This window comes from Cellulomonas sp. Y8, assembly GCF_008033115.1.
Taxonomy (GTDB): domain Bacteria; phylum Actinomycetota; class Actinomycetes; order Actinomycetales; family Cellulomonadaceae; genus Cellulomonas.
In genome coordinates this window covers 4,420,274-4,443,445 of the sequence record NZ_CP041203.1, presented here as the reverse complement: position 1 = coordinate 4,443,445, position 23,172 = coordinate 4,420,274, and the positions used below count along the sequence as shown (strand labels likewise).

Sequence of the window (23,172 nt, the reverse complement as noted above, 5' to 3'; positions counted from 1 at the left end):
GAACACATAGGAGCACATCCGTGAGCGTGAACCGCACCGAGCTCGTCCAGGCCATCGCCGCCAAGGCCGGGCTCACCAACACCGCTGCCGACGCGGCCCTCAAGGCCTTCCAGGAGGTCCTGGTCGAGCAGCTCAGCGCCGGCGAGTCCGTGACCATCCCGGGTCTGCTCGCGGTGTCCCGTGCCGACCGTGCCGCGCGCACCGGCATCAACCCGCAGACCGGCGAGAAGCTGGACATCCCGGCCGGCTTCCGCGTGAAGCTGACCGCCGGCAGCGCCCTCAAGCGCGCCGTCGCCAACTGAGCGACCCCGCACCACCGCACGCGAGCCGGGGACCCGACGGGTCCCCGGCTCGCGGCGCGCCCGGGAACGGATCACGTGCCCGCCGACGTTGAGTAGCATGGTCGGCCGTCCCCGACGAGGGACGCCCGGAGGAGGGAGCACGCACCGATGGCCGTCACGCAGCGCACCACGAAGCAGCGCACCGAGATCCTGGGGCTGCTCGACGACCTCGACGAGTTCCGCTCCGCCCAGCAGCTGCACGACCTGCTGCGGTCCCAGGGCTCCACCACGGGGCTCGCGACCGTGTACCGCGCCGTCCAGACGCTCGCCGACGCCGGCGAGGTCGACGTGCTGCGCTCGCCCGACGGGGAGGCCGTCTACCGCCGGTGCGTCCGGCGCAGCCACCACCACCACCTGGTCTGCCGGTCCTGCGGCAAGGCGGTCGAGATCGACGGCCCCGGGGCCGAGGCGTGGGCCGAGCAGGTGGGCGCCGCGCACGACTTCTCCGACGTCGAGCACACGATCGAGCTGCTCGGCACCTGCGCCGAGTGCCGGGCGCGGCTCGCGGCCGAGGCGGCGGCGACGCGCTGACCGGCGCACCTCCCCGGGTGGGGGAGGATGGACGGGTGGACAGACTGCACGACCCCGCCCGGCACGACTTCGCCTCCGACAACTACGCGGGGGTGCACCCCGAGGTCCTCGCGGCCCTCGCCGCCGCCAACGACGGGCACGTGCCCGGCTACGGCGCCGACCCGTACACCGAGCACCTCCAGGACGTGCTGCGCGGCCACTTCGGCGCCGACGCGACCGCGTACCCGGTGTTCAACGGCACCGGCGCGAACGTGGTCGCCCTCCAGACGATGCTGCCCCGCTGGGGCGCCGTCATCTGCGCCGAGACCGCCCACATCAACACGGACGAGAACGCGGCCCCCGAGCGCGTCGGCGGCATCAAGCTGCTGACCGTGCCCACCCCCGACGGCAAGCTCACCCCGGAGCTCGTCGACCGGCACGCGCACGGCTTCGGCGACCAGCACCGCGCCCAGCCCGGCGTCGTCTCGATCACCCAGGCGACCGAGCTCGGCACCGTCTACACGCCCGACGAGATCCTCGCGATCACCACGCACGCGCACGCCCTCGGGCTGCGGGTGCACCTCGACGGCTCCCGGCTCGGCAACGCCGCCGCGGCGCTCGACCTGCCGATGCGCGCGCTGACCACCGACGTCGGCGTCGACGTCGTGTCCCTCGGCGGCACCAAGAACGGCATCCTGTTCGGCGAGGCGGTCCTCGAGCTCACCCCGGGGTCGACGCCGGGCATCGCGTTCCAGCGCAAGGTCGACATGCAGCTCGCGTCCAAGATGCGGTTCGTGTCGGCGCAGCTGATCGCGCTGTACGAGGGCGACCTGTGGCTGCGGTCCGCGCGGCACGCCAACGCGATGGCGCAGCGGCTGCGGGCCGGCGTCGAGGCGGTGCCGGGCGTGCGCGTCACGCAGGCGACCGACGCCAACGCCGTGTTCGCCGCGCTCCCGGCCGGGGTGGCGGACGCGCTCCGCGAGGTGCGGCGGTTCTACGACTGGAACCGCGCCACCGGCGAGGTGCGCTGGATGTGCGCGTTCGACACCACCGAGGCGGACGTCGACGCGTTCGTCGCCGCGGTCGGCCGCGCGGCTGCCGCGGCGGCCTGAGCCCCGGGCCGGGTTCGCCGGTTCGGTGGTTCCCGCCGAGTTCGGTGGCGGGGAGCACCGAACTCGGCTGGGAGCACCGAACTCGGCGCCGACGCCGGCGCCCCGACTCCCCGGGGACGTGCGAAGGGGCCCGGCACCGTGATCGGTGCCGGGCCCCTTCGCGCGCCGTCAGCGCGGGGTGGTCGAGCGGCGCGGGCGCGCGTCCCGGCCGCCGAAGTCCCGGCCGCCGTCGCGCGAGCCGTACCCGCCCTCGCGGGAGCCGTACCCGCCCTCGCGGGCGCCGTCCCGGCCGGTGCGCGGGCCGTGGTGCGCCGGGCCGCGGGAGGCGCCGCGGTCCGGGCGACCCGCGCCGCGCGGGCCCTCGTCCACGCGGATGCGCAGCGGGCGGCCGGCGACGCGGGCGCGGCCGATGCGGTCGAACGCCTCGGGGGACAGGCCCGCGGGGATCTCGACCAGCGAGAACGTCGAGAAGATGTCGATCTTCCCGAGGTCCTTGCCGGTGAGGCCGCCCTCGTTGGTCAGCGCGCCGACGATGCCGCCGGGCTGGACGCCGTCCTTCGAGCCGACCGCGAGGCGGTAGCGCGGGCCGCCGCTGCTCGGGCGGGCCGCGCTGCGCGGGCGGCCGCCGTCCGCGCCGTCCCGGCGGGGGCCGCGCTCGGGCGCGAGGTGCGCGCGGGACAGCGCGTCGTCCAGGTCGTCGCCCTCGGTCGGACGCGGCGCGGGGCCCTCGTCGCCGACGGCCAGGGCGGCGAGCACGGCGACCAGGTCGCTCGCGTCGACGTCCGGGTGCGCGGCCAGGAACTCCGCGGCGGCGGTGCGGTACAGGTCCAGGCGGCCGAGGTCGCGGCGGGCCGGGACCCGCGCGAGCAGGGAGGAGACCCGGTGCGCCGACACGTCCGCCGGCGACGGGATCTGGATCTGCTCGAGCTGCTGGCGGGTGGTCCGCTCGATCGCCCGGAGCTTGCCGTTCTCGTTCGGGGTGACGAAGGTCAGCGCCTCGCCGGTGCGGCCCGCGCGGCCGGTGCGGCCGATGCGGTGCACGTAGGCCTCGGGCTCGCCCGGGACGTCGAAGTTCACGACGAGCCCGATGCGGTCGATGTCGAGGCCGCGCGCCGCGACGTCGGTCGCCACGAGGACGTTGATCGCGCCGGAGCGGACGCGCTCGACGATCTTCTCCCGGTCGCCCTGCGCCACGTCGCCCGAGATGTAGGCGGCGGCGACGCCGCGCTCGACGAGCGAGACGGCGACGTCCTCGGCGGCGCTGCGGGTGCGGACGAACACGATCGCCGCGTCGGCGTCGGACACCGCGAGCACGCGGGCCAGCGCGCCGGCCTTGTGCCGGAACGGGACGACCGCGTACGTCTGCCGGACGCTCGACACCGTGGACGACTGCCGGGCGACGGTGATCTCGACCGGGTCGGTGAGGTGCTGCGCGGCGACGCGGCGGATGGCCGGCGGCATGGTCGCGGAGAACAGCGCGACCTGCTTGGAGGCGGGGGTGGCGGAGGCGATGCGGTCGACGTCGTCGACGAAGCCCATCCGCAGCATCTCGTCGGCCTCGTCCAGCGCGAGGAACCGCACGGAGTCGAGCTTCAGCGAGCCGCGGTCGAGGTGGTCGATGACGCGGCCGGGCGTGCCGACGACGACCTGGGCGCCGCCGCGCAGCGCGCGCTGCTGCGGCAGGTACGGCGAGCCGCCGTAGACCGGGACGACCTCGAGCCCGGGCATCTTGGAGGCGAAGGACTCCAGCGCCTCGGCGACCTGCATGGCGAGCTCGCGCGTCGGGGCCAGGACGATCGCCTGCACCTCGCGCAGCTCCGGGTCGACGGCGGCGAGCAGCGGCAGGCCGAACGCGGCGGTCTTGCCGGTGCCGGTCTGGGCGACGCCGGTGATGTCGCGGCCGGCGAGCAGCGCCGGGATGGCCTCCGCCTGGATCGCGGTGGGCGTGGTGAAGCCGAGGCCCAGGACCGCCTCGCGCAGCGGCGCGGGCAGGTCGAGGTCGGCGAAGGTGGGGCCGGTCACGACGGTCTCGTCGGACGCGGGCAGGGCAGGGTCGAGCAGGGACGTCAAGGCAGCACCGTTTCGTGTCGCTGGGGGGAGCTGTGCGCCGCCCGGGTTCCGGTCGGCCACGCGGTCGCACTCCCACACCCACACATCACGAGGCCGCCACGTCAGGAGAGGGGGGCCTCGGCACGCACATCACGGGACACTGCGACGAACTCCGAGTGCGACGAGTCTACCGGCACGGGCCGCCGGACGCGGGGGAGCGGCGCGGTGACCTCCGGCACAGCGGCCGGAGCCCGCCGCCCGACGCCGCCCCGCCGCCCGCCGCCCCGCCTCAGCCCAGCCCGAGGCGGCGGCCCTCGATCGCCGGGCAGGTGTCCATCACGACGTCGAGCCCCGCCGCCGCGGCCCGCTCCGCCGCCGCCTCGTCGACCACGCCGAGCTGCAGCCACACCGCGCGCGCCCCGACCGCGATCGCCTGGTCCACGACGGCGCCCGCCAGCCCGGAGTTCACGAACACGTCCACCACGTCGACCGGGCCGTCGACCTCCTCCAGGGTCCGCACGCCCGCGGCGCTGTGCACCGTCTCCGCCCGCGGGTGCACGGGGACGATCGTCTGCCCGAGGCCCTGCAGGTAGGCCGCCACCCCGTACGCCGCGCGCGCTCGGTTCGTGGACAGCCCGACGACCGCCCAGGTGCCGGGCGTGCGGAGCAGGCGGTCGATGACGGCGGGGTCGTTGACGTGGGCCATGCGGCCAGCGAACCACGGCCGGACGACCCCCGCGCGAGACCCGACGCGGCCGGGGCGCCGAGGTGGCCGGAGAGCGGTCCCCACCTGCGTAGGATGAGCGGCGTCGATCAGGGCGTACGAGGCGGGAGAGCTGTGGCGGAGCGGGACGTGGTGAGCGACCGCGTCCTCACCGTGCCGAACGTCATCTCCCTGATCCGGCTGCTGATGGTGCCGGTGTTCGCGGTCCTGATCGTCGCCGGGCACGACGGCTGGGCCCTCGGGGTGCTCGCGGTGTCCGGCGCCAGCGACTGGCTCGACGGCGTGCTGGCGCGCCGTCTCGGGCAGGTGTCGCGGCTCGGCCAGGTCCTCGACCCGGCGGCGGACCGGCTGTTCATCTTCGTCACGCTGCTCGGCCTCGCGGCCCGCGGCGTCGTGCCGTGGTGGCTCGTGGTCGTGCTGCTGGCCCGCGAGGCGATGCTGGTGGTCATGCTGGTGGTGCTGGCGCGGCACGGCTACGGCCCGCTCCAGGTGCACCTGGCCGGCAAGGCCGGCACGTTCGCCCTGCTGTACGCGTTCCCGCTGCTGCTGCTCGCGCACTGGGGCGGCATCGTGGGCGACCTCGCGTCCGTGCTCGGCTGGGCCTGCGCGTGGTGGGGCGTCGCCCTCTACTGGTTCGCCGGCCTGCTGTACGTGCGGCAGGCGTGGCAGCTCGTCGGCCGGCGCGGCGGCGCGGACGCGGGTGAGGCCCGCACGGTGGCCGTGTGACGGACCCCCGCCCGGGGGACCGAGCCGGCCGCGACCCCGCGGGGGGCCCGGTGCGGCGTCGCCTCGACGCCTCGATGTCGCTGCTGACCGAGGTCACCCAGCACCCGCTCGACCCCGAGTACCGCGAGGCGGCCGAGCGGCGCGCCGCGGCCGGCAAGCCGCGGCGCCGGGGCGGGCGCGGCACCGTCGCGGTGGCCGTGCTCGCGGTCGCGCTGGGCGCGGCCACGACCTGGTCCGTGCTCGCGCTGCGCGCCCCGCAGCCGTCCGCGATCGCCGCGCGCGAGGTGCTCGCCGGGCAGATCACCGAGCGCAGCGCCGAGCTCGACCGGCTGCGGGACCGCAGCGCGGCGCTGTCGGACGAGATCGCCCAGCTCCAGGAGCAGGCGCTGTCCGGCGCGGACTCGCCGCTGCTCGACCAGCTGGCGGTCGACTCCGTCGCGTCGGGCGCGACGGCCGTCACCGGGGACGGGCTGCGGATCACGCTGCAGGACGCCGACGCGGACGACGACGACCCGAACGGGCGGGTCCGCGACTCCGACCTGCAGCTCGTGGTCAACGGGCTGTGGGCCTCGGGGGCGGAGGCGATCGCGGTGAACGGCGAGCGGCTGGGCCCCACGACGGCGATCCGCACGGCCGGCGACGCGATCCTCGTCGACGTCGTGCCGCTGGTGGGACCGTACGCGATCGAGGCGATCGGCGACCCGCAGGGGATGCAGACCGGGCTGGCCCGCACGTCGGGCGGCCAGCTGCTCGCCGTCCTGCAGTCGACGTACGGCATCCCGACCCGCGTGTCGTCGCAGCGGGACCTGCACCTGCCCGCGGCCGGCACCGTGACGCTGCGGTCGGCCGAGCTGCCCGAGGGCGTGCCGGTCCTGCCCGGCGCGACGCCGGGTCCCGCGGGTTCGACCGCGCCGTCGGGCACACTGTCCGGGGACGAGAGCGAGGGGGACTGAGTTGATCGCGGTGATCGGCCTGATCGTCGGCGTGGTGGCGGGCCTGGTGCTCGAACCCACGGTGCCGGCGGCGCTGCAGCCCTACCTGCCGATCGCGGTGGTGGCGGCGCTCGACGCTCTGTTCGGCGGGTTCCGGGCGGTCCTCGACGGGCTGTTCGACGACCGGGTGTTCCTGGTGTCGTTCCTGTCGAACGTCGTCGTGGCCGCGCTGATCGTGTTCCTGGGCGACCAGCTCGGCGTCGGCTCGCAGCTGTCGACCGGCGTCGTGGTCGTGCTCGGCATCCGGATCTTCTCCAACGTGGCCGCGATCCGGCGGCACCTGTTCAAGGCGTGACCGTGCCCGAGGAACCCGTGCGGCCCGACCAGCCCGCCCAGCCCGAGCCCGGCGCCGCGCCCGGGCCCCGACCCGTGCGCGGCTGGCGCGCGCTCGGCCGGGCGCTGCGTCCCCGGGCCACCCGCGCCCAGGCCCTCACCGGCGTCCTGTGCGTGCTGCTCGGCTTCGCGATCGCCGTGCAGGTGCGCCAGACCGACACCGAGAGCCTCACGGTCATGCGGGAGTCCGAGCTGGTGTCGCTGCTCGACCAGACCACGCGCCAGGCCGACGACCTCCAGCAGCAGGTGGCCGAGCTCGAGCGCACCCGCACCGAGCTGCAGTCCGCGGGCTCGAGTCGCGAGGCGGCGCTCGAGGCGGCGACCCGCAGCGCGGCGGCGCAGGGCATCCTGTCGGGCAGGCTGCCGGCCGAGGGGCCCGGGATCACGGTGACGGTGTCCGACCCGACCCGGTCGGTGTCCGCGCTGACGCTGCTGAACCTGCTCGAGGAGCTGCGCAACTCCGGCGCCGAGGCGGTCCAGCTGAACGACCAGCGCCTGACCGCGTCGTCCTACGTGCTCGGGACGGACGACGGGATCGAGGTCGACGGGAAGCCGGTCGCGCCGCCGTACCGGTGGGTCGCGATCGGCGACCCCGGCACGATGTCGACCGCCCTCGCGATCCCCGGCGGCGCGGTCGCCAAGGTGCAGATCGACGGCGGCACCGCGACGGTGTCGACCGAGGACCACGTCGAGGTCACGGCGACCCGGGACGTGCCGGACCCGCAGTACGCCGAGCCCGAGACGTCCGGCGGCGGGTGACACCACCCCGGTGCGCGCAACACCCGGTCGGCGGGGTGTGCTCAGGTCCTCCGGGCGCTTAGGCTGTCGGGGACCCCGGTGCAGGTCGGGGGCGCGCGTCAGCAGGTCTGGGAGGGTGTCATGAGCGACGAGCAGCAGGTGCCGGGCGGCGAGCCGCGTCCGGCCGCGCCCGACGGGGCGCCCATCTCGGCGGCTCCCGACACCACGATCAGCTTCGGCTCGCTGGGCGCGATCGACGTCGAGCCGACGGGCCCCGTCGGCCTCACCGCGGAGCAGGCGGCGGCGGTCCAGGCGCTGCCGCGCACGTCGGCGCTGCTCGTCATGCAGCGCGGCCCGAGCTCGGGCGCGCGGTTCCTGCTGGACGCCGAGCGCACGGTCGCGGGCCGCAGCCCGAACGCGGACATCTTCCTCGACGACGTCACCGTGTCCCGCAAGCACGCCGAGTTCGTGCGCGAGCTCGACGACTTCGTCGTCCGCGACGTCGGCTCGCTCAACGGCACGTACGTGAACCGGGAGCGGATCGACTCCGCGGTGCTCCGCGCCGGCGACGAGGTGCAGATCGGCAAGTTCCGGATGACCTTCCACCCGAGCCCCGCGGCGCGGCCCGGCGCCCAGCCCGCCGGCCCCGCGCAGTGAGCCCCGCCCGGTCCGCCCGGCACGCGGACGCGGGCCAGGACGCCGCCGGCGCAGCCGCGCGCCCGGCCGCGCCCGACGAGGCGCCCCGGCAGGGCGACGCGCCCGGTCCCTGGCCCCGCGGGCTGTCGCGCGAGGCGAGCATGCGGATCTCGGACGTGCTCGCCGCGCTGCGGATCGAGTTCCCGGCCGTCACCAACTCCAAGCTCCGGTTCCTCGAGGAGCAGGGCCTGGTCGAGCCGGTGCGCACGCCCGCCGGCTACCGGCAGTACAGCCCGGCGGACCTCGAGCGGCTGCGGTACGTGCTGCGCGAGCAGCGGGACCGCTACGTGCCGCTCAAGGTGATCGGCGAGCGGCTGGCCGCGCTCGACGCCGGCGACGAGTCCGAGCCGGTCTCGCTCGTGGTGACCGAGGACGGCGTGCCGCGCTCGGGCGCCGCCGACGCGCGGTACACCACCGTCGCCCTGGCCCGGGAGGCGGGGGTGGAGGAGCAGCTGGTCGCCGACCTGGTCCAGGCCGGCGTCCTGCGTCCGTCGGCGTCCGGCCACCTGGACGCGTGGGCCAAGGAGGTCGTTCTCGCCGCCGCCGCGCTCGCCGAGCACGGCCTGGAGGCCCGGCACCTGCGCGCGTTCCGCAGCGCGGCCGACCGGCAGCTGGACATGGTCGAGGCGGTGGTCGCCCCCTGGCGCGGGCAGACGTCGGCGTCGGCGCGGGGTCGCGCGAGCACGGTGGCCGCCGAGGTCGGCGAGCTCTGCGCCCGCCTGAACACCGCGCTGGTGCGCGCGGGCGTCGCCGACCTGGCTCCCTGAGCCGGCCGGCCCGCGCGCCCGGTGCGCTCTCCGACGGCGCGTCGTAGCGTGGACGCATGCACGAGGACGACCTGGTCCAGCTCGAGGTGCTCGGCGTGCGTCGTCACCCGGGCGACGACGAGCTCGTCGTGCTGCTGCTCGAGCCCGTGGGGGAGCTGATCGTGCCCATCGCGATCGGTCCGACCGAGGCGGGTGCGATCGCGACCGCGCAGGCCGGGGTGGTCCCGCCGCGGCCGATGACGCACGACCTGCTCCGGGACGTCCTCATCGCCCTCGACACCCGCGTGGTGCAGGTGGAGATCACCGAGCTGGTCGGCGGTGTGTTCCACGCGGCGCTGGTGCTGGGGGAGCGGCGGGTCCGGGTCGACGCCCGCGCCTCGGACGCGATCGCGCTGGCGGTGCGGGTGGGCTGCCCGGTGCTCTGCGCGACCGACGTGCTCGCCGAGGTCGGCGTGGAGGCCGCGCCGGTGTCCCCGGAGGAGGCGGACGAGGCCGCCGCGAGCACCACCCCGGACGAGCAGGTGGCGCAGTTCCGGGAGTTCCTGGACCACGTCTCGCCCGACGACTTCGAGCGCGGCGAGCCCGGCGGCAAGGACCGAGGTTCAACCTCAGGTGGAGGGTAAGACACGCCGTGTGCGACACGCCGAGAGCTGCGGGCGTGGCGGTCGTTGACCGCCCCCGGCGGCGGCCCTAGCGTTGCACCCAGAACAGCACAGCACTGCATCTCCCGACACGCCGCCCCGGCGCGCGGGCGCGACGAGTGGAGGACCCCGTGACCGGCACCGAGCAGACGGCGGAGACGGCGGGCGCCGTCCCGCAGCGGGCGCAGGGACTCCTGTTCGGCGACGACCTCCCGGACCTCGACACCACCACCGGGTACCGCGGCCCGACCGCCTGCCGCGCGGCCGGCATCACGTACCGGCAGCTCGACTACTGGGCCCGCACCGGCCTCGTCGAGCCGTCCGTCCGCCCGGCCACCGGGTCCGGCACGCAGCGGCTGTACTCCTTCCGCGACATCCTGGTGCTCAAGGTCGTCAAGCGGCTGCTCGACACCGGCGTCTCGCTGCAGCAGATCCGCGCGGCGGTCGGCCACCTGCGCGAGCGCGGCGTCGACGACCTCGCCCAGATCACGCTCATGTCCGACGGCGCGAGCGTCTACGAGTGCACCTCCGCCGACGAGGTCATCGACCTGGTCCAGGGCGGCCAGGGCGTGTTCGGCATCGCGGTCGGCCGGGTGTGGCGCGAGGTCGAGGGCACGCTCGCCGAGCTGCCGACCGAGCGCGCCGAGGACGAGGGCGTCGCCGCCCACGCGCACGACGAGCTCGCGGAGCGGCGCCGGGCGCGCAACGCCGGCTGAGCCCCACGCACGACACCGGGACGGCCCGGGCCCCACGGGGGTCCGGGCCGTCCTGCGTCGCGGGGTGGGCTGCACCGTTCCCGGCCGGGCCGCACCGCGAGAGTGGAACGTGGTGACCGACACGCCGTCGGCGTGTCGGTCACCACGTTCCACTGCCGGTCCTGCGGGTGGGTCCCGGTCCGGCGCGCGGGCGGTGGGTCGGGGCCGGCCGGGGCCGGTCGTCAGGCCGGGCGCGGGAGGCGGAGGGTCGCCACGACCGGGTCGTGGTCCGACGGGTGGCGACCGCCCGGGCGGGCGTCGAGGACCGCGTACGACTGGACCGCCACGTCGGGGCTCACCAGGACGTGGTCGATCCGCTGCCGGGGTGCGTCCCCCGGGACCGGCGCGTCCGGGTCGAGCAGGCTGGGTGAACGTGGTCGGCGGGCCCGCGGGCGGCGTCGCGCTCGCCGCGCGGGCGTCCAGCAGGGCCGGGGCCGGCGCGGAGGAGCCCCCGCCCAGCAGCACCCGCAGCGGCTCCGAGCCCGGCTCCGCGTTGAGGTCGCCGGTGAGCACGACCGGCCCGCCCTCCGCGACGGCGGCGGCCCGGGCGAGCAGCAGCCGAGCGGACTCGACCCGGGCCCGCGCCCCCTCGTGGTCGAGGTGGGCGTTGAGCAGCGCGAACGTCGCCCCGGTCGTCAGGTCCCGGAACCGGGCCCAGGTGCACAGCCGGCGGTACCTCGCGCGTCCCAGCCGGTGCTGGGCACCTCGGGCGTGGGGGAGAGCCAGAAGTCCCCCGTCGCCAGCACCGCCAGGCGGGCGGTCCGGTAGAGGACCGCCGAGTGCTCCCCGGTGGTCCCGCCGTCCCGCGACCGCCCGACGGCGGCGAACCCCGTGCCGTCCGTCAGCGCCGCGAGGTGGGCGGTGGTGCCCTCCTGGGTGCCGAGGACGTCGACGTGGTCCAGCGCGGCGCGGACCAGCGGCGCGCGGTCGTACGTCCGGGTGGCCGGCCAGTGCGCGACCCACAGGTTGTACGTGCCGACGCGCAGTGCGGCCGTCACGGCCGGGTGCCGGCCGGCGTGGTCACCTCGACGACCGCCGCGCCGTCCAGCAGAGCCAGGTCGAGCGCGGCGCTGGCCCACCGGTAGGGGTGCGCCACGGGCGTCGTCGGGACGTCCCGCCCGTCGACGCGGACCGTCACCGCCGTCGCCGCCGGGTCGACCCGGTACCGCACCGTCCGCCGGGCGCCCGCCAGGTCGAGCGCGACCTCCAGCCCGTCGTCCTCCGCGGCCAGGGTCGGGCCGACGACGAGCGCGTCGCGGCGCTCGTCCAGGACGAGCAGCCCGTGCAGCACCTGCCGCAGGTAGATCCCGGGGCCGGAGGAGTACACCCGCCAGCCGTCGGCCGTGGGCACCTCGCCGGTGCGGAGCAGCTCGAAGTCCCGCGCGGCGGTGTACCGGTCGGGGAACGCGGCGTCCGACGACGAGGTGTAGCAGGTGCGCTGCCGGGGCAGGGCGCTGGGCACCCGCTCGCGCATGCCGATCGGGGACAGCCGGAGCAGCTCGTCCGCGACGTCGGCCCGTCCGAGCGCGGCCAGCGCCTCGGCCCACCGGATGTGCGCGTGCGCGTACATGAGGCCGACCTCGCGCCCGAAGAACGCCGCCTGCTCCGCGCGCCGGAACGACTCGGTCTCGCCGTCCGCGAACCGGGTCGGCCGGTCCGTCAGCCGCACGCCGTCGGGGAACAGCAGGTGCTCCCGGACGATCGCCTCGTGCCGGTCGGCCTCGTCCTGGTCGAGCACGCCGGCCAGCACGAGCTGGGTCATCGGGATGAGCCGGTAGGTCAGGCCGGTGGACGTGTCGCGCGGGTGGATGACCGGGGTCGCCACGCCGTCCACGACCGTGACGAACCCGGCCGCGACCCCGTCCGGCAGCATGTGCCGCCGCAGGTCCGCCGTGATCGCGGCCGCGAGCGCGTCCATCCGGGTGACCAGGTCCGCCGCGGCGGGGGCGGTGCGCAGCTGCTCGGCGGCGAGCTCCAGCGTCTGGACGGCCAGCGCGGTCGTCCACGTCGAGGCCATCGACGCGCGCATCTCCGAGCGGGCGGGCTGGAGCGTGTCGTCCCAGTCGCCGTCGCCGTAGGCGGGGAGCGACGTCCCGGGCACCAGGTCGGTCTCCAGGTGCCGGACGAGCGCGTCGAGGTGGTCCGCCACCGTCGCGGGCTCGCCGGTGCGGAACGGCACCCGCGCGTCCAGGACGTCCACGTCGCCCGAGGCCCGCAGGTACTGGCCGAGAGCGAACAGCGGCCAGTGCACGACGTCGCCGTGCGCGTGCTCCTGGAGGATCTCGGCGTACGCGTCGAACATGAACCACTGCGGGAACGTGCCGTCGACGGCCTGCGAGCCGAGCACCCGCAGCACCACGTCGCGGCAGCCGTCGAGGCGCCCCGCGGCGAGCAGCAGCTCGAACGGCCCCTGGCAGACGTCGCGGGTGCCCCAGGCGGCGCCCTGGTACTGCTCGAGCCCGTGCGGCACCAGGTAGTGCACGCGCGCGTCGTTGGCCCACCACGGCAGCAGCGTCTCCAGCTCGGCGAGCCGGGAGTCCTCCGCCACGGACAGCCCGCGGGTCAGCCGGGCGAGGGTGGCGCGGTGGCCCTCGGCCTCGTGCGCGGCGTCGAGCCCGCGCGCCACGACGTCCCGGGCCAGGTCCGCGGCGGCCTGCCCGCCGTCCCGGTCGGCCGTGGTCGCGATCCGCAGCGCGGCGCCCGGGCCGGCGGTGCGGCGCACGGTCACCACCGAGGTCCCGCGCGGCGCACCGTCCGCGTAGAGCGGGTCGTCGCCGGCGATCTCCGCGCCCGGGGTCGCCGCGAGCACGTAGGCGAGGTGGGGGTGGTGCCGGCGGGTGGCGGTGTCGTCGTCGGCGACGAGCACGACCGCGTCGTCCTCGCCGCGGGCCTGCCAGGCGCCGCCGCCGAGCTCGACCTCGGTGGTGACGAGCACGTCGACGTGCGCCGAGGCGACCACCTCGAGCAGCAGCGCGTCCCGCGACGCGTCCGCCACCGTCCGCACCTCGAGCCGGACGCCCGGCAGGTCGTAGACCCAGCGCGCCTCCCCGACGTCGAGCACGAACGCCGAGGGGGCGCCGAGCAGGCGCCACGCGCCGTCGACGTCGACCAGCACCCGGACACCGTTGGCCCGCAGCAGGTTGAGGTGGTTCCGGTGCACGGTGGTGAGCGTGTCGAAGCTCGTGTTGCCGAGGACCGTGTGCGAGCCGAACACGCCGTGGGCGAAGACGGTCGTCGACAGCACGGCGCGCTCGGGGCTCAGCGAGTCGCCGGCGAGCAGCACGTGGCCGTGCGGGCGGAGCAGGTCGAGGTCCTTCTCGCCGCGGACCACGTGGGCACCGCCGGGGGTGAAGCACGACAGCAGGCGGCCGTCGGCGTCGCGCTCGACGTGCCGGGCGTCGCCCGAGGCCCCGCCGAGCGCGAGCAGCTCCGCGTCCGTGAGCGGCGCGCCGCCGAGCAGCGGCGCGGTGGCCAGCAGGGAGCGCGCGGCGACGGAGTCGACCGGCGCGCCGCCGGGGCCGGCCGCGGCCGCCGCGTCGGCCAGCGCCACGAGGCCCGGCACCTCGGCCTCGACGTCCGGCAGCGCGTCCAGCACGGCGCCGCGACGGTCGTCCCAGTACCGGCCGACGACGTGCAGGACCAGCGGCTCGGCCAGCGTCGACGCCCGCGAGAGCAGCCCCGCCATCGCCATCTCGTGCTGCCGGACGCGGTCGGGCCACGGGGCGCCGGACAGGAACGCCGGGGTGACGCCCGCGCGCGCCGGCGGCCCGTACAGGTCGAAGCCGTCCGTCCCGGCCGCGACCGACCCCTCGGCGAGGGCGAGCGCGAACAGCGGCAGCGCGGGGGCCGAGGTCATCGTCTGCCGGGACAGGACCACCGTGCCCAGCGCCGCGGACTCCGCGAGCCGGTGCGCCACGTACTGCGACACGTACGGCTCGGACGACGACGCGGCCTGCTCCGGCGCGAGCGAGAGGTCCTGCGTGGCCGCGACGTCCCACGTCGCGCCCTCGGCGCCGTCCTCGGAGCGCGAGAGCGCGATCCGCCACACCAGCGCCGTCCGGGCAGGGTCGAGCACCAGGTCGACGGTCCACGCCGCGCCGAGACCCGCGCCGGTCCACCGCACGGCGCCCTCGCCGGCCTGCCAGGACGCGCCCGACCGGCTGCCGGTGAGCGGCACGTGCGCGACCGTCCCGTCGGCACCGGTCCGGCGCAGGAACGGCCCGGCGATCCCGGCGTCGTGCGCGCCGATCCGGTACTGGTTCACGAGGCGGTCGCCGGGCGCGGCGAGCCCGGCCACGTCGCCGGCGGGGGTCAGCCGGACGGCGAGGCCGCCGCCGGCGTCGACGGTGCGGGTGCGGTCGGTGCGGTCCCGGTGCAGGCGGGTCAGGGTGTCAGGCATGGTGTCGGTCCCCGGGGTCGAGCGGTCAGGTGGTCGTCGTCGGGCGCAGGAACCGCGCGACCGCGTCGCGCAGCATCCCCGCGGTGGTGCGGTACCAGAGCCACACCCACACGCCCCCGAGCAGGACGAGGAGCAGGTCGGAGGCCGCGGCCGCGACGGCGACCGCCCCGGCCAGGAGCGCGAGCGTCCCCAGCGAGGCGCGCCACCGCGCGACGAGGTAGTAGGCGCCCGCCTGCCAGGCGGCGGCGAGCGGGAGACGGAAGAAGGTGCGCAGCGCGAGCGCGTGCAGCGCCACGAGCACCAGCAGCACGGCGGCGCCGGGAGCCAGCCCGGCGACGAGCGCGGGGACGCCGGAGGTCCGGGCGCCCGCGCCGACGACCGCGACCAGGCCTGCGACCAGGCAGACCGGTGCCGAGACGCCGAGCGCCTCGCGCCAGCCGAGCCGGTAGCCGCGGCCGAACGCCCGCGCGCAGCGGGACGCGCGGGTCGACGTACCGCTCGCGCACCGCGTACAGCCCGGCCGACAGCGCGGGACCCGCCGGGACGGCGGCGAGCGCGACGAGCCAGGCGAGCGACGGGTCCGGGCGCAGCAGCAGCGCGAGCGCGACCAGCGGCAGGTTCGCCGCGGCGAGCAGCGCCGAGAGGCCGGCGCCCCAGGCGAACGCGGCCACCGCGCGGCCGAACGGGCCGTCGCCGACCTCGTCGCCGCGGCGGCGGCCCGGGTGGGCGTCGTCGCGGTCACGGGGCGTGACCGGGAAGGTCGCCGGGTCGGCGGGGCGCGCGAGGTCCTCGGCAGGAGTCGGGTCGTCGGACCAGCCGGCGACCGCGTCCGCGGCGCTCACGCGACCACCCCGTCCACCACCCGGAACCCCGCGCGCAGCAGGTCCCGCGGCCGGCTGCTCGGGCCGACGAGCAGCTCGAAGTCCCCGGGCTCCACCACGCGGCGCCCGGCGGCGTCCACGATCGAGCAGTCCGCGGCGGGCAGCACCAGCGGCATCGTGACCGACTCCCCGGGCGCGAGCGGGACCTGGGTGAACGCCTTCAGCTCCCGGTCCGCCCAGGACGCGGACGTGACCAGGTCCCGGACGTACACCTGCACGGTCTCCAGCGCGGGCCGCGCACCGGTGTTGGTCACCGTCACGTGCGCCCGCACGGTGCGGTCCACGGTCACCTCGGCGGTGTCGACCACGAGGTCGGCGTACTCGACGGTGGTGTACGACAGGCCCTCGCCGAACGCGAACGCCGGGTCCTGCGTGAGGTCGGCGTACCGCACGCCGTGCTGGCCCCGGACCTGGTTGTAGTAGATCGGCTGCTGCCCGACGTGCCGGGCGAACGAGATCGGCAGCCGTCCGCTGGGCTCGATCCGCCCGAGGAGAAGGTCCGCCAGCGCGCGCCCGCCGGTCATGCCGGGGTGGGCCGCCCAGACCAGCGCGTCCGCCTCGAGGGCGGCGGTCGGCAGCACCATCGGCTTGGAGGCCTGCAGCACGACGACGAGCGGCGTGCCGGTGGCCGCGACGGCCTCCAGCAGCGCGACCTGGCCACCGAGCAGCTCCAGCGTCGCGGTCGAGGTGCCCTCGCCGACCAGCTCGATGCGGTCGCCGACCACGGCCACGACCACGTCGGCGTCCCGCGCCGCCGCGACGGCGGCCTCGAGCTGCTCGGGGTCCACCGGCGCCGGCGCCACGACCTGCGGCCGCGGCTGCCCGTCCGGGAAGAACGGGCCCTCGGGGTCGTCCTCGTGGGTGAGGATCGCGGCGCCGGGGGAGTAGGTGACCGTCCAGCCGTCCGGCACCCCGTCGCGCAGACCGTCGAGCACGGTCGTGATCATGTCGCGCGGCTGCCCGTGCGCCATCCACGCGACCTGCCCCGAGGACCCGGCCCAGTCGCCGAGCTGGGTCTGCGGGTCGTCCGCGAGCGGGCCGACGACGGCGACGCGCAGCGGGGACCGGTCCGGGGCGCCGTCCTCGAGAGCGCCCCCGGCCAGCGGCAGCACGCCGGAGTTGCGCAGCAGCACGAGCGACCGCCGCGTCAGCTCCAGGTTGAGGTCCTGGTGCGACCCCACGACCGCGCCCATCGTGGCGGGGTCGGGCCGGCGGCGGTCCTCGAACAGCCCGAGCTCGAACTTGAGCGTCAGGATCCGGGACACGGCCGCGTCGAGGTCGGCCTCCGCGATCAGCCCGCGGACCACCGCCTCCTGCGCGCCGTCGAAGAACCCCGCCGTCGTCATGATCATGTCGTTGCCCGACCGCACCGCCGCGGCGGACGCGTGCACGTGGTCGGGCTGCACCTGCTGCTCCCAGACCATGCGGCCGACGTTGTCCCAGTCGGTCACGAGCATGCCGGTGTAGCCCCACTCGCCGCGCAGCACGTCGGAGAGCAGCCAGTCGTTGACGGTGATCGGGACCCCGTCGATCGTCTGGTAGCCGAGCATGAACGTGCCGCAGCCCTCGCGGGCCACCCGCTCGAACGGCGGCAGGAACCAGGACCGCAGCTTCCGGGGCGACAGGTCCGCCTCGGACGCGTCCCGGCCGCCCTGGGTCTCGGAGTACCCGGCGAAGTGCTTCGCGGTGGCGAGCACCGCCGTCGGGTCGGCGAGGCCGTTGCCCTGGTACCCGCGGACCGCGGCGCTGCCGAGCTCGCCGATGAGGAACGGGTCCTCGCCGAAGGTCTCGTTCACGCGCCCCCAGCGCAGGTCGCGCGCGACGCACAGCACGGGGGAGAAGGTCCAGTGCAGCCCGGTGGCCGCGGCCTCGACCGCGGTGGCGCGCGCCATCCGCTCGACGAGCTCGGGCGACCACGTGGCCGCCATCCCGAGCTGGGTCGGGAAGATGGTCGCGCCGTCGCAGAACGAGTGGCCGTGGATGGCGTCGTCGCCGACCAGCAGCGGGATCCGCAGCCGGGTCTGCTCGGTCAGGTCGTGCGCCTCGAGCACGAGCTCCGGCGTCGGGTGCAGGATCGAGCCGACGTGCTTCTCCAGCACCTGCTCCTTCAGGCCGTCCGGGGCCGACAGCTGCATCATCTGCCCGACCTTCTCCGCGAGCGTCATGCGCGCGAGCAGGTCGGCGACGCGGTGGGCGACGGGGAGGGCGGGGTCCAGGTAGTCCACGGTGCTCCTACTTGATGCCGGTCATGGCGATGCCCTGCACGAAGTGCTTCTGCATGGCGATGAACACCGCGAGGACCGGCACGATGATGAGGACCGAGCCGGCCATCTGGAGGCCGAACTCGGCGCCCTTGTCGCCGGTCGGGCTGGTGTACAGCGCCAGCGCCACGGGCAGGGTGTACAGCGAGTCGCGCTGGGACACGATGAGCGGCCACAGGAAGCCGTTCCACGAGCCCATGAACGTGAAGATCGCGAGCGTCGCGAGCGGGGCGCGGCACAGCGGCATCACGATCCGCGCGAAGATCCGGAACTCGCCGGCGCCGTCGATGCGCGCCGCGTCCAGCAGGGAGTCGGGGATCTCCAGCATGAACTGCCGCATGAGGAAGACGCCGAACGCGCCCACCATGCCGGGCAGGATCATGCCCCAGTAGGTGCCGACCATGTTGAGGTTCGCCACGAGCACGAACTGCGGGATCAGCGTCACGATGCCCGGCACGAACATGGTCCCGAGGACGACGGTGATGAGGACCTTCTTGCCCGGGAACTCCAGCTTGGCGAGCGCCCAGCCGACCATCGAGCAGAACAGCAGCGTGGTGGCGACCGACACGACGGCCAGGAAGACCGAGTTCAGGAAGTACCGCGTCATGTCGAACTCGAAGAACCACGCGCGGAAGTTGTCGAGCGTCGGCGCCTGCGGCCACCAGGTGATGGGCCGGCGCATGATCTCGGCGTTGGTCTTGAACGCGCCGAGGATCATCCAGACGAACGGCAGCAGGGTCCCGGCGAGGCCGACCGACAGGACGGCGAGCAGGGCGATCCGGCCCGGCGTGGGGCGGCGGCGACGGCGCTGCCGGACGACGGGCGCGAGCGGCACGGCGGTCGTGGCCGGCGCGAGGGGGGTCGAGGTGCTCATGGTCATGTCCTCTGCCGGAAGAACCGGAACTGGATGATGGCGAAGATGCTGATGATCGCGAACAGCACGTACGCGCCGGCCGCGCCCACCGAGTAGTTGCCCCACTGGAACTGGTTGAACACGTACAGGGCGATGGACGTCGTCGACTGCAGGGGACCGCCGTTGGTCATGACGAACGGCTCGTCGAAGAACTGCATGAAGCCGGTGGTCGTGAGGATCGCGTTGAGCAGGATCGTCGGCATCATCATCGGGATCGTGATGCGGAAGAACCGCTGGACCGTCGACGCGCCGTCCATCATCGCCGCCTCCTTGACGTCGGAGGGGATGGCCTGCAGGCCGGCGAGGAAGATCACCATGCTCGACCCGATGCTGCGCCACACGGCCATGAGCGTCAGGGCCGGCAGCGCGGTGCGGGTGTCGCCCAGCCAGTTCGGCCCGTCGATGCCGATGTCCGCGAGCAGGGAGTTGATGAGGCCGTTCGGCTGGTACATGATCCGCCACACGACCGCGACGGCGACGATCGTCGTCACCACGGGCGTGTAGTAGCCGACCCGGAAGAACGTCGCGGCGCGGCGGCCGAGCGCGTTCAGCATGACCGCGAGCACCAGCGCCGAGAACAGCGACAGCGGGACGCCGACCACCACGAAGCCGAGCGTGTTCCGCAAGGCGCGCAGGAAGGTCGTGTCGGACAGCACCTCGGCGAAGTTCCCGAGGCCGACGAAGTCCACGGCGAACGGGGTGCGGATGTCGTTGACCCGCAGGTCGGTGAAGGCCATCCCGAACGAGCTGAGCAGCGGGACGAGCCCGAACACGCCGAACGACAGGACGAACGGCGCGGCGAAGAGCCAGGCGACGACCGCGGTCCGGCGGCGCCGGGCGGCCAGGGACACGGACTTCCCCGGCCGCCGCGACGTCGACGGCGGCGTGCGCCGTGCGGTGGTGGTGCTGGTCACCAGCCGAAGCCGATCTGGTCCGCCTGGTCCTGGATCGCCTTCGCGGCCTCTTCCGAGGTGACCTCGCCGTGCGCGACGCGCTCGGCGTAGATGCCGATCTGCTCGGCGATCTGCGACCACGAGGGGTAGCTCGGGGTCTCGACGGTGTTCGGCATCTGCTCCTTGAGCACCGACATCACCGGGCTGTCGTCGATCGGCGCGTACTCGGCCGACTCGACGCGCGACGGGAACGAGCCCGCGAGGTCGAACAGCGTCTTCTGCTGCGCGTCCTCGAGCAGCCACTGCAGGAACAGCCAGGAGGAGTCCTGGTTGTCCGACGACGCGAACACGCCGAGGTTGCCGCCGCCGATGTACGAGTCGTTGTTGGCGGAGCCGGCGGGCAGCGGGACGTAGCCGATCGAGTCCTCGGTGAAGCCCTCGGGCGCCGCGCCGGTGTCGATCAGGTCCTGGTACGTGCCGACCATCCACGGGCCCGAGATCAGCAGCGGGGAGCCGCCGTTCTCGAACGTCGCCTCGGTCTCGGACAGCGGGGCCTCGCCGCGGTCGAAGAAGCCCTTGTAGAAGTCGAGCGCCTCGACGAACTCCGGGGTGTCGAACGTCCAGGAGTCGCCGTCGCTCACCTCGCCGCCGGCCTGCGACACGAACGGCACGATGACCTGCGCCGGGTTCTCGATCGGGCGGGGCAGGCTCAGGCCGTACTCGCCGCCGGGGCGCGCGGCGAGCGCCCCGCTGAGCTCCTCGAGCTCGTCCCAGGTGGTCGGGGCGTCGTAGCCGAGCTCGGCGGCCAGGTCGGCGCGGTAGAACAGGAACCGGGTCTCGACGTACCAGGGCACCGAGTACTGCGCGTCCTCGCCGGTCACCGAGGCGACGGCGGCGGGGTAGAAGTCGTCCTCGTCGTACACGCCCTCGGGGACGGGAGCGAGGCCGCCCATGGCGATGACCGAGGCGGTCTGGTCGGCGCCGGTCATCACGATGTCCGGGCCCGTGCCCGAGGCGACGGCGGTCTGGTTCATCGTGATGATCTCGCCCCAGGGCACCTCGGTGACCTTGATCGAGGCCTCCGGGTTGTCCTCGGTGAACTGCTCGCCGAGGGTGCGCAGCGCGTCGCCGTTGCCGGCCGCGGCCCAGATCTCGATCTCGCCCGTTGCCTCCTCGGCGACCGAGCCGGCCTCGGCGGAGCCGCCGCTGCCGGCGTCGTCCGACCGGCCGCAGGCCGCGACCGGCGCGAGCGCCAGGGTGGTGACGGTGGCGGCGACGAGGGCGCGCCGCACGGTACGTCGGGTCATGTGTTCCTCCTTGAACGGGCGTCTGCGCCCGCGCCACGGCGCGCGGGTCGGCCTGCGCCAGCGCTGGCTCGAATCCGTGTAATGCGCATTACAAGAACCGGAATCTAAGCGTGTAGACTGGCGCTGTCAACCCGGTCCTGGGCGCGGCGCACCCGCTCGCCGCCACTCGCCGTCGAGGAGTTCCCGCGTGGCCCGCCGACCCACCGTGTACGACGTCGCCGAGCGCGCCGGGGTGTCCATCACGACCGTCTCGTTCGCGTTCCGGCAGCCCGGGCGCGTCGCCGCCGGCACCCGCCGGGCGGTCATGGACGCCGCCCGCGAGCTCGGCTACGTCCCGTCCGCCAGCGCCCGCGGCCTCGCCCACGGGGCCACCGGGGCGTTCGGCCTGTACTCGTTCGACATGATGCTGGCCGACGCCGACGGGGCCGCCGCGCCGGTGCCGCTCGAGGCCGCCGCGGTCCCCGAGGGCGACCCGCGGGTGTTCCCGCTCTACGTCGACGAGGTCGAGCGCGGCTTCGCGCTGGAGTGCCGGGAGAACGGGCGCGCCCTGCTGCTGGCCTCCGGCGCGCCCAGCGGCGCCGCGATGTACGACATCGCCGGGCGGGTGGACGGGCTCGCGATCTTCCCGGGCACCCACAGCCTGGACGCGGTGCACGCCATCGCGCAGTCGGTCCCGCTGGTCGCGTTCAACACCCCCGGCACGGACGCGTCGTTCAGCCACGTCGCGGTCGACAACCGCGCGGCGATGACCGGCCTGGTCGAGCACCTGGTGGGTGTGCACGGCGTGCGCGACCTGGCGTTCGTCGGGGAGGGGTCGATGTACGACTTCGCCGAGCGGCTCGCCGGGTTCCGGGACGCGGTCGCGGCGCTGCTGCCGGACCGTCCCGCGCCCGGCCCCGGGCACGAGGGGCTGGCGTCCACCGAGTGGCTCGCCGCGCTCACCGACCTGGCCGCCGCCGACCGGCTCCCGGAGGCGCTGGTCTGCCAGAGCGACCAGGCGGCGCTCGTGGTGCTCGACGTGCTCGCGGAGCACGGCGTCGACGTGCCGGGGCGGGTCCGGGTGACGGGGTTCGACGGCATCCTCGCCGGCCGGCTCACGACACCCGCGCTCACGACGGTGCGGCAGCCGTTCGAGCACATGGGGCGGACCGCCGTGCAGCTGCTGCAGGAGCGGGTCGCGGACCCCGGCGCCGCGTCGCAGTTCCGGACGCTGCCGACCCGGCTGATCCCGCGCGCCAGCTGCGGCTGCGCGGGCGGGGAGTCCGCCGCGGGCTGACGGTCAGGTGCGCGGCGCGCGCAGCGCGCGGTCCAGCAGCTCCTCGAACGCCCCCGCGACCTCGCGCGCGCCGGCGCCCGGCCACGCGTGCACCGGCTGCGCCGCGCCCTGCGCCTGCTGCAGCGCCGCGCGCTCGGGGACGAACGGGGTCAGCACCAGCGGGCCGTACAGCCCGCGGAGCTCGTCGAGCCGGAACGCCTGCTCCACGGACCGGGCCTTGACCCGGTTCACGACCACGCCCAGGGGCTGGAGCTGGCCCGCGGGACCGCGGCGGAGGTCGTCGATGGTCTTCATCGCACGCCCGACCGCCGTGACCGAGAACAGCCCGGGCTCGGTCACGACGACGGCACGGTCGCAGGCCGTCAGGCCGGTGCGGGTCAGGCCGCCGAGCGACGGCGGGCAGTCGACCAGGACCAGGTCGTAGTCGTGCACCCAGGCCAGCGCGAACCGCAGCCGGTCGACGTCGGCGTCCGCGCCGTCGTAGGCGTCGTGCCGCGAGGACGCGGCCGAGCCGACCAGCACGTCCAGGCCGGCCTCGGCCCAGGCGCTGGGCGCGGTGGCGGCGGCGATCGACTCCGCCGTGGGGGAGTCGAGCACGCCGGCGACGTCGGCCTCGGCGCCGGCGGTGGCCAGCGCGAGCGTGCTGTCGCCCTGCGGGTCGAGGTCGACCACCAGCGTGCGGAGCCCGCGCTCCAGCGCGGCGGACGCCAGCCCGAGCGTCACCGATGTCTTCCCCACGCCGCCCTTGAGCGAGCACACTCCCAGCACCAGCACGGGGCACACGGTAACGGGCCGCCCGCCGTTCGCGGAATCACGTCCGCCCCGCCGGGCCGCCCGGGTCGACGCCGCGCCCACCTG

Annotated in this window: 22 protein-coding genes and 1 pseudogene; 12 read left to right on the top strand and 11 right to left on the bottom strand. The window is 75.5% G+C overall.

What is annotated here, in order from left to right:
• The first annotated feature begins 20 nt into the window (after positions 1–20).
• From FKM96_RS20285 to FKM96_RS20275, 3 genes are all read left to right on the top strand, one after another.
• The gene (locus FKM96_RS20285) at positions 21–302 is read left to right on the top strand and encodes an HU family DNA-binding protein (RefSeq protein ID WP_147796772.1); all 282 of its coding nucleotides are present in this window, start codon (positions 21–23) and stop codon (positions 300–302) included.
• 147 nt (positions 303–449) lie between these two features.
• On the top strand, positions 450–872 hold the full coding sequence (locus FKM96_RS20280) for a Fur family transcriptional regulator (protein WP_147796771.1): 423 nt from the start codon (positions 450–452) through the stop codon (positions 870–872).
• Positions 873–907: 35 nt separating this feature from the next.
• Positions 908–1,963, top strand: a complete 1,056-nt coding sequence (locus tag FKM96_RS20275) for a low specificity L-threonine aldolase (RefSeq protein ID WP_147796770.1) — start codon at positions 908–910, stop codon at positions 1,961–1,963.
• Between the two features lie 168 nt (positions 1,964–2,131).
• Here the strand turns inward: FKM96_RS20275 and FKM96_RS20270 are convergent, their stop codons facing one another.
• Both FKM96_RS20270 and FKM96_RS20265 read right to left on the bottom strand, forming a co-directional pair.
• The gene (locus tag FKM96_RS20270) at positions 2,132–4,033 is read right to left on the bottom strand and encodes a DEAD/DEAH box helicase (protein WP_246855103.1); all 1,902 of its coding nucleotides are present in this window, start codon (positions 4,031–4,033) and stop codon (positions 2,132–2,134) included.
• Between the two features lie 268 nt (positions 4,034–4,301).
• Positions 4,302–4,718, bottom strand: coding sequence for a CoA-binding protein (locus FKM96_RS20265; protein WP_147796769.1), 417 nt, complete (start codon positions 4,716–4,718; stop codon positions 4,302–4,304).
• 93 nt (positions 4,719–4,811) lie between these two features.
• Here FKM96_RS20265 and FKM96_RS20260 point away from each other — a divergent pair, with 93 nt between their 5' ends.
• From FKM96_RS20260 to FKM96_RS20225, 8 genes are all read left to right on the top strand, one after another.
• On the top strand, positions 4,812–5,462 hold the full coding sequence (locus tag FKM96_RS20260) for a CDP-alcohol phosphatidyltransferase family protein (RefSeq protein WP_147796768.1): 651 nt from the start codon (positions 4,812–4,814) through the stop codon (positions 5,460–5,462).
• Between the two features lie 74 nt (positions 5,463–5,536).
• Positions 5,537–6,415 carry a DUF881 domain-containing protein gene (locus FKM96_RS20255; RefSeq protein WP_147796767.1) on the top strand — a complete coding sequence of 293 codons (879 nt, stop codon included), beginning with the start codon at positions 5,537–5,539 and terminating at the stop codon, positions 6,413–6,415.
• A gap of 1 nt (position 6,416) precedes the next feature.
• Positions 6,417–6,749 carry a small basic family protein gene (locus FKM96_RS20250; protein ID WP_147796766.1) on the top strand — a complete coding sequence of 111 codons (333 nt, stop codon included), beginning with the start codon at positions 6,417–6,419 and terminating at the stop codon, positions 6,747–6,749.
• Between the two features lie 2 nt (positions 6,750–6,751).
• The gene (locus tag FKM96_RS20245) at positions 6,752–7,546 is read left to right on the top strand and encodes a DUF881 domain-containing protein (RefSeq protein WP_147796765.1); all 795 of its coding nucleotides are present in this window, start codon (positions 6,752–6,754) and stop codon (positions 7,544–7,546) included.
• 120 nt (positions 7,547–7,666) lie between these two features.
• Complete coding sequence (locus FKM96_RS20240; RefSeq protein ID WP_147796764.1) at positions 7,667–8,182, top strand: FHA domain-containing protein; 516 nt, start codon at positions 7,667–7,669, stop codon at positions 8,180–8,182.
• Positions 8,179–8,988 carry a MerR family transcriptional regulator gene (locus tag FKM96_RS20235; RefSeq protein WP_371300465.1) on the top strand — a complete coding sequence of 270 codons (810 nt, stop codon included), beginning with the start codon at positions 8,179–8,181 and terminating at the stop codon, positions 8,986–8,988. The genes FKM96_RS20240 and FKM96_RS20235 overlap by 4 nt, the downstream gene beginning before the upstream one ends.
• Before the next feature lie 56 nt (positions 8,989–9,044).
• On the top strand, positions 9,045–9,611 hold the full coding sequence (locus FKM96_RS20230) for a bifunctional nuclease family protein (RefSeq protein ID WP_147796763.1): 567 nt from the start codon (positions 9,045–9,047) through the stop codon (positions 9,609–9,611).
• A gap of 149 nt (positions 9,612–9,760) precedes the next feature.
• On the top strand, positions 9,761–10,345 hold the full coding sequence (locus FKM96_RS20225) for a MerR family transcriptional regulator (RefSeq protein ID WP_147796762.1): 585 nt from the start codon (positions 9,761–9,763) through the stop codon (positions 10,343–10,345).
• A gap of 444 nt (positions 10,346–10,789) precedes the next feature.
• Here FKM96_RS20225 and FKM96_RS22405 read toward each other — a convergent pair.
• From FKM96_RS22405 to FKM96_RS20190, 8 genes and pseudogenes are all read right to left on the bottom strand, one after another.
• A pseudogene (locus FKM96_RS22405) lies at positions 10,790–11,110 on the bottom strand (endonuclease/exonuclease/phosphatase family protein); the annotation flags it as partial.
• Positions 11,020–11,382, bottom strand: coding sequence for a hypothetical protein (locus FKM96_RS20220; RefSeq protein ID WP_147796761.1), 363 nt, complete (start codon positions 11,380–11,382; stop codon positions 11,020–11,022). The gene FKM96_RS20220 and the pseudogene FKM96_RS22405, both read right to left, overlap by 91 nt.
• Entirely contained in the window at positions 11,379–14,783 is a 3,405-nt protein-coding gene (locus FKM96_RS20215; protein WP_147796760.1) for a GH36-type glycosyl hydrolase domain-containing protein, read from the bottom strand. Before FKM96_RS20215 ends, FKM96_RS20220 begins: the two co-directional genes overlap by 4 nt.
• 25 nt (positions 14,784–14,808) lie before the next feature.
• Positions 14,809–15,093: a hypothetical protein gene (locus FKM96_RS20210; RefSeq protein WP_147796759.1), complete on the bottom strand. Its 285-nt coding sequence runs from the start codon at positions 15,091–15,093 to the stop codon at positions 14,809–14,811.
• Positions 15,094–15,621: 528 nt separating this feature from the next.
• Positions 15,622–17,829 (bottom strand): glycoside hydrolase family 3 N-terminal domain-containing protein, encoded by a 2,208-nt coding sequence (locus tag FKM96_RS20205; RefSeq protein ID WP_147797269.1) that lies wholly within the window; start codon positions 17,827–17,829, stop codon positions 15,622–15,624.
• Positions 17,830–17,896: 67 nt separating this feature from the next.
• The gene (locus tag FKM96_RS20200) at positions 17,897–18,799 is read right to left on the bottom strand and encodes a carbohydrate ABC transporter permease (RefSeq protein ID WP_308281619.1); all 903 of its coding nucleotides are present in this window, start codon (positions 18,797–18,799) and stop codon (positions 17,897–17,899) included.
• A 2-nt stretch (positions 18,800–18,801) separates the two neighbouring features.
• Positions 18,802–19,752, bottom strand: a complete 951-nt coding sequence (locus FKM96_RS20195) for a carbohydrate ABC transporter permease (protein ID WP_147796757.1) — start codon at positions 19,750–19,752, stop codon at positions 18,802–18,804.
• Positions 19,749–21,038, bottom strand: coding sequence for an extracellular solute-binding protein (locus FKM96_RS20190; RefSeq protein WP_147796756.1), 1,290 nt, complete (start codon positions 21,036–21,038; stop codon positions 19,749–19,751). The genes FKM96_RS20195 and FKM96_RS20190 overlap by 4 nt, the downstream gene beginning before the upstream one ends.
• A 187-nt stretch (positions 21,039–21,225) precedes the next feature.
• Here FKM96_RS20190 and FKM96_RS20185 point away from each other — a divergent pair, with 187 nt between their 5' ends.
• A complete protein-coding gene (locus FKM96_RS20185; protein ID WP_147796755.1) occupies positions 21,226–22,314 on the top strand; it encodes a LacI family DNA-binding transcriptional regulator in 1,089 nt (362 codons plus the stop codon).
• A 3-nt stretch (positions 22,315–22,317) separates the two neighbouring features.
• On the opposite strand, the gene FKM96_RS20180 is transcribed toward FKM96_RS20185, so the two are convergent.
• Complete coding sequence (locus tag FKM96_RS20180; protein WP_147796754.1) at positions 22,318–23,088, bottom strand: ParA family protein; 771 nt, start codon at positions 23,086–23,088, stop codon at positions 22,318–22,320.
• Positions 23,089–23,172 lie beyond the last annotated feature (84 nt).